Source organism: Streptomyces sp. NPDC111520 (assembly GCF_055635295.1).
Window position 1 is genome coordinate 1 of sequence record NZ_JBVKBW010000046.1, and the last position, 5886, is coordinate 5886.

Annotated in this window: 6 protein-coding genes; 2 read left to right on the plus strand and 4 right to left on the minus strand. The window is 67.4% G+C overall.

The window, feature by feature from the left end; all coding sequences use genetic code 11:
• Positions 1 to 933: 933 nt before the first annotated feature.
• Positions 934 to 1230 (minus strand): hypothetical protein, encoded by a 297-nt coding sequence (locus ACZ7MY_RS42880; RefSeq protein WP_499611791.1) that lies wholly within the window; start codon positions 1228 to 1230, stop codon positions 934 to 936.
• Between the two features lie 1212 nt (positions 1231 to 2442).
• On the opposite strand from ACZ7MY_RS42880, the gene ACZ7MY_RS42885 reads away from it, so the two are divergent.
• On the plus strand, positions 2443 to 3681 hold the full coding sequence (locus ACZ7MY_RS42885) for an IS256 family transposase (protein ID WP_499611794.1): 1239 nt from the start codon (positions 2443 to 2445) through the stop codon (positions 3679 to 3681).
• Here ACZ7MY_RS42885 and ACZ7MY_RS42890 read toward each other — a convergent pair.
• Positions 3671 to 4048, minus strand: coding sequence for a hypothetical protein (locus ACZ7MY_RS42890; protein WP_499611796.1), 378 nt, complete (start codon positions 4046 to 4048; stop codon positions 3671 to 3673). The genes ACZ7MY_RS42885 and ACZ7MY_RS42890 overlap by 11 nt on opposite strands.
• 283 nt (positions 4049 to 4331) lie before the next feature.
• Here ACZ7MY_RS42890 and ACZ7MY_RS42895 point away from each other — a divergent pair, with 283 nt between their 5' ends.
• Positions 4332 to 4718: a hypothetical protein gene (locus tag ACZ7MY_RS42895; protein WP_499611799.1), complete on the plus strand. Its 387-nt coding sequence runs from the start codon at positions 4332 to 4334 to the stop codon at positions 4716 to 4718.
• An 83-nt stretch (positions 4719 to 4801) separates the two neighbouring features.
• Here ACZ7MY_RS42895 and ACZ7MY_RS42900 read toward each other — a convergent pair whose 3' ends face one another.
• Together ACZ7MY_RS42900 and ACZ7MY_RS42905 are read right to left on the minus strand one after the other, a co-directional pair.
• Complete coding sequence (locus ACZ7MY_RS42900) at positions 4802 to 5290, minus strand: hypothetical protein (protein WP_499611802.1); 489 nt, start codon at positions 5288 to 5290, stop codon at positions 4802 to 4804.
• A 296-nt stretch (positions 5291 to 5586) separates the two neighbouring features.
• Positions 5587 to 5805, minus strand: coding sequence for a hypothetical protein (locus ACZ7MY_RS42905; protein ID WP_499611803.1), 219 nt, complete (start codon positions 5803 to 5805; stop codon positions 5587 to 5589).
• Between the last annotated feature and the right edge of the window lie 81 nt (positions 5806 to 5886).

Consider the following 5886-nt stretch of genomic DNA (forward strand, 5'->3'; position numbering starts at 1 on the left):
GTGCAGTCCTAGACAGCTCCACCACACCGGAGGTCTTCGCCTTGATCAAGCCCCCGCAGGTGTCAACAACGCTCGTGATCAATACACCTAGGGCGCGCTGGACCGCCCTTTCCTGCCGCCTGCCCTGCGCTCCGCGCACCCCTCGGGCGCTGGACGCCCTCGGTGGGCAGTTGCCCTTGGTAGGCCGCCACCCTCCGCTGTGGGCGAGGCCGGCGGCAGACGGTCAAGGGTAATGGTTTCGCCATAAGGGGGCTTACGGCGAGGCAAAGGAGCCGGAGTACTTCCGGAAGCGACCTTACAGACATTTGGCACGGCGGATCCGTGCGTTCCGTCGATACCCGCCAGGCGCCGGACCCGAACTCTGGTCGGGTCCCACTATCCAGACAGGGCTCGGGCGCTAGCCCTGCACCAACCTTCACGATCACTTCCGGGCCGTAGTCCTGCGCAGTACCCAAAAGGTTATCCCCGTAGTCACAACATCCTCCGCCGAGTTGCAGCACCACAGGTCAGAGCGTCACAGAGCCGGGTATCAAGCGCCCCTGCTGCACACCACACCAGGTCAGACGGCAGACCAGAGCTATACATACGTAACTCAAATACCCAAGGTCAGCGCATCGAGCATGTCGAAACTAGAGAGAAAGTCGACACCCCCACCCCAAGCCAGCGCAGCGCACCCCCACGGCCACCGCCACCCGAGGACGAACCTGAAACAGCCGGCCACCACCCCCACACCCACCAACACAAGCAGCCCCACACAGGAGAAGTCAGACCAACAGCCCGACCAGAAAGCCCACTTGAGCAGCGGAAACAGTCAGCCTCCCAGCAAGTCGATGCAAGGGATACTGCAAGGGATACTGCAAGGGATACTGCAAGGGATGATGCAAGGGATAGCGCAAGGCATAGCGCAGGGAATCTTGCCCCGGGCCGGCTGTGCTATTCGGGCTGGGTCACCGTCAGGGCCCACCGGATGTTCTCATCCGATGCGTCGACGCCCACCGAGAACGATCCCGGCCCCACCACACCAGCGTCCATGGTCACCGAACCCACGCCCGGAGTACCGGCCAGGCAGTCAACCGAGAACCCTGCCACCTGCTCTCCCTGCCAGTGCATCGACACCACCACCACAGCACGCCCGGGTAGGCCGTAGGCCGCCAGCAGCACGTCGTGGGCGCGGCAGGCGGTGCCTGTCTTCCGCCACGGCGCCCGCACACCCAGCTCCTGCACCGCCACCGGGGACCCCGCGGTGGACTGCCGGCCCACAGCCGGGCACACCCGGGCCCACCACAGGTCGCCGTGCCCCACGGCGCGGGCGTAAGCAATGGAGTCGACCGCCCCATCCGCAGCGGGTGGTCTCCTCAACAACCCCTTCACTGTCTGACGGCCCGTAATACTCGCCGCGCTAGCCGCGGCCGGATGGCCCGCCATCCATCCTGCGGGTGTCGTAGGGCGCACACGGCCGCACAGCCGACCCTGCGGGCCGCGCTCTCCCGTCTCCAGCCCAGCGCAGCGGCTCCCAGGCCCGCCCCCGCAACGGCCGAAGAGACGGGCGCGCCCCGCGCAGGGACAATCCGTACCACGCCACCACCCCCCACACAGGAGAAGTCAGACCGGCAGGCGCCCGCAAAACAGCCCGTGACCAGTACAAATGCAGCTCGGCCGCCGGAGAGTGTGCAACGCCTAGCGCAACAGCCCGCGCAACGCCTGCTGCAACGGCCGGCGCAACGGCTCCCGCAACCCCAACATCGACGCCGCAAGCCAGCCTTCAGCCCGCGATGCCACCGCCCCACGGCGCGCGGACCAGGCCTGGGGCCGCCGCAACCCCCCTCCCGAGCGCCGGACCAGCAGTGCACCCTCTCGCCCCGCCCAGCGGCGAGGAGGCGTTTCCCGCGCACCCGCCCCGCCCTCCACCTCTCCATCCCGCCTTCATGGCTCCAAAGGGGCGGTTCCCAGGGAAGTCAGAACCACACGCCTCACTCACCACCGCGTCCGGCCTGCGGCAACAGACCGGTGAGTCACAGCGAGGCCGCAGGTGATGGCGCACCTATGGATGCAGGCGTTGCCGCACAGGATGGTGCAGGGAATCTAGCCCGGACACAGGGAACCCCATCATCTGGTACTGACTGAGTGAGGTGATGTCAGTTACCGCTTGCCCCAGGGAGATCTCCCCAGAACGGGCCAGCGTACGGGCGGTCCTTCACCCGGTCGTAGATTCTGCGCAGCCACGGCTGCCGGACGGCGGGGAGCCGCGCTAGTGTGTACGGAACACTCCCCGGTCGGGCCGGAACATCTCCCCTGGATGTCGGCAGGGTTGCGTCCTTGGAAGTGGTGTAACGGGTTGGACCTGATGCGGGGGTTTGCCCCGGCGTCCGGGTTGGTGCCCGCATAGACAAACGGCCACCGGCTGATCTTCGAAGTGTCGAAGCCTCGAAGGAGATCAGCACGATGACCGCACCTGACAGTCTGCCCCTGCACGCCCTCACCGAGGAGAACCTCGCCGCGGCGAGTCCCGATCTGTTGCGCGCGATGGTCAAGACGTTCGCCGACGCGCTCATGTCCGCGGAGGCAGATGCCCTCTGCAACGCCGAATACGGGCAGGTCAGCGACGAACGCGTCAACCACCGCAACGGATATCGCCCGCGCGAGTGGGACACCAGGGCCGGCACCGTCGAGCTGGCCATCCCCAAGCTCCGCAGCGGCAGCTACTTCCCGCACTGGCTCCTGGAACGACGCCGCAGGGCCGAACAGGCCCTGATCTCGGTGGTCGCCACCGCCTACCTCCTCGGGGTCTCCACCCGCCGGGTCGAGAAACTCGCCGAGTCCCTCGGCGTCACCCAACTGTCGAAGTCCCAGGTCAGCGCCATGTCCAAACACCTGGACGAACAGGTCACCGCGTTCCGCAACCGGCCGCTGGACGCGGGCCCCTATGCGTTCATCTGGGTCGACGCGCTGACCCAGAAGGTCCGCGAAGGCGGCCGCATCATCAACGTTGCCGCGCTGGTCGCGGTCGGCGTCAACGCCGACGGGCACCGCGAAATCCTCGGCCTGGACGTCGCCACCGCCGAAGACGGGGCCGGCTGGCTGGCCCTCCTGCGCTCGCTTATCGCCCGCGGCCTGTCCGGCGTCCAGCTCGTCGTCTCCGACGCCCACGCCGGCCTGGTCGACGCCATCGGAGCCGTCCTGCCTGGGGCTTCGTGGCAGCGCTGCCGCACGCGCTACGCCCGCAACCTGCTGAGCCAGGTTCCCAAATCAGCCCAGCCGTGGGTCGCCACGCTGCTGCGGACCGTCTTCGAACAGCCCGATGCCACCGCGGTCCACGCGCAGATGAAACAGGTCCTGGACGCCCTGGAGAAGAAGTTTCCCAAGGCCGCTGAACACCTGGATGCCGCCCAGCACGACCTGCTGGCCTTCACCGCCTTCCCTCGCGAGATCTGGCGGCAGATCTGGTCGAACAACCCGCAGGAACGACTGAACAAGGAAATCCGTCGCCGCACCGACGTGGTCGGCATCTTCCCCGACCGCACCGCCGTGATCCGCCTGGTCGGCGCCGTCCTGGCCGAACAGAACGACGAATGGACCGAAGCACGCCGCTACATGGGCCGCGACCTCCTCGCCAAGGCCCGGCTCCACCCGATCGAGTCAGAAACCGACGACACCGCCCTGCCCACCGAACTCAGCGCATAGCCTCAAAGAAGAGATCACCGAGTGGCCGTCGATACACCACTCCAACGGACGTGACCATCGGCAGTGGATCGTCCCAGAGGACGCCGTCGGGCAGTCCACCCACTGCGGGCACGGACAACCATTCCTTGTGGAAGGCCAGGTACATCCACACGTCAGCAAGCAAGGGCACTGTCCTCACGCTGCTGGGCCGCTGCCACACTTCCCCTGTCCACAGATACCGCGGAACGAGCAGGATGTCTGGGGCATGCTCCGCGGCAAGCAGGCCTGGGCCGGCCAATGCCGCCGTCTTCGTCGGCGGCTCCTGAGGGAGCAGCGTCTCGAGCGTGCGGCGGAGGATGTCCGCGGCCGGGCCGTCGGGGACGGTCACGGGTGCGTTGTCCGAGGCCGCCAAGAGGTGGGCCAGCGCTGCGTCGGCCGCCGCAGCCCATAGCGGGCTCCAGTCACCAGAAGGGGTCGACTGGCAAAGTGGGCTGCACCTCGGTTGCCAACGCCCGTCTATCGGCGGAAGTCACCCAGCACGAGGTCGACCATGGCTCACCGGCGGCCGCAGCACCCGCTACGACGTTCGCGACTTCCTGGTCTGGGCCGCACGCCGCGGCCACTGCCGTCACCTCGTCGTGGCGGTACGGCCCCGACCCGAACCCGCGGCCATGGACGACGACTCCCACTGGGAACTCCTCCACCCGTGCCTGACCGACACGGCGCTGCCCCGAGATGTCCGCGCCGCAGGCGCCCTGCTGTTCCTGTTCGGGCAGGAACTCACTCGGATCGCCGCGCTTCCCACCGGCGCGCTGACCGTGCAGGACACGGAGACCGTGCTCGTCTTGGACAGCGCCCCCATCCGTCTGCCCGAGCCACTGGCCCAGCTCCTGACCGAACTCACCAGTCAGCCTCCGCCGCGGGCTGGGCCGCCAACTGCCCCAACCGATGGCTCTTCCCCGGACCGGAACCCGACCGACGCATGTCCGGTGTCGTTCTCGGCCGACGGCTCGCGGCCCATGGCATCCCCACCCGGCCAGCCAGAGCCACTGCGCTGATCCACCTCGCCCAGAACCTACTGTCGGCGTACATGTGAACGTGCTCAACCAGGTACGGATGAACGTGCGCGGCGCCGGACCTCTCAGCGGGTCCGCCGGGGAGGCAGTCCCGCTCTTGCGCGCCAGTAGTCCGCGTCGTGAGGATCGGCCAGCCAGCCGGTCAGAAGTTCAGCGCCGGCACGGAAGGCCTCGGGCAACGAGGCCTCCTCGCCGACCGCGAGTCTGAGGGCGTCGACGTCATGGGTGGCGTGATCAGTGTCGCACCAGCAGGCCACGTTTACCGCCACGTCGACTGCGAGCCTGCCCCGATCGGTCCACACCACTTGCAGCACGAACTCCAGCTGGTCGCCCCACTCGGCGTGCTCGATGACATCCAGTCCGAGGATGATCGGCGTCCAAGGCTGTGGGCCTGGGAAGGCGGCGTGCTCCAGGAACCACTCCCAATCCGCCGTGTCTTCACCGACACGAGCCGCGTCGACCGCGCCGGCCGCCTGATTCAAGGACTCCACACCGGCAGGCGGCAGCAGAGGGAAGAGCGCGGTCAGGGGGACGCTTTCGAAGCCACCTCGCATGAGTCGATCATCCCTGTCTCGGGCTCGCACGACGAGCCCCTCCCAGGCTTCGTGCGGAAAGCCTCACAGCTTGGTGCCCAGCAGACTGAGCACCTGCATCCGTACCTGGTTGAGCACTTCGACGAGTACGCCGACACCTAGCCCTGGCCGTCCTTGCACCGATGCTGGGCCTCCACATCAACACCGCGAAGACTGTGGCGCCACCGCGCCGCTACCGACTGGACCGCCTACCTCGAAGCTCGCCAGGCAAGCCGCTGACCGCACTGACTGCCGCCTCCACCGCGGCGCCACTGATGTCATAGATCCGAGGCGTCGATCCAGCAAATCGCCGCCACCAAATCTGAAGTCTTGCCGGTTGCTTCGGCTGCCAACAGGGCCCAGTCCCGGCAGCCAGCCACAATCCGGTCCCAGGGCAGCCCACGGTCGATCTCGATCTCCCAGTCGATGCCCGGCCCATGGCCTCCGAAGATCCCGACGCCAGGCCTGACCTGCCACACTTTAAGAAGTCGTCTCATTTGGTGAGTCTGCGATAGCAGATGAGGGTGCAGGCAATGCTGGTGAAGGCCAGGAAGTGGTCGGCTGAGCGTTCGTAGCGG

Bases quoted from the DNA above. Each gene is read 5' to 3' on its own strand.
- ACZ7MY_RS42885 (WP_499611794.1), top strand. From the start codon at position 2,443: ATGACCGCACCTGACAGTCTGCCCCTGCACGCCCTCACCGAGGAGAAC.
- ACZ7MY_RS42895 (WP_499611799.1), top strand. From the start codon at position 4,332: ATGGACGACGACTCCCACTGGGAACTCCTCCACCCGTGCCTGACCGAC.
- ACZ7MY_RS42900 (WP_499611802.1), bottom strand. From the start codon at position 5,290: ATGCGAGGTGGCTTCGAAAGCGTCCCCCTGACCGCGCTCTTCCCTCTG.
- ACZ7MY_RS42905 (WP_499611803.1), bottom strand. From the start codon at position 5,805: ATGAGACGACTTCTTAAAGTGTGGCAGGTCAGGCCTGGCGTCGGGATC.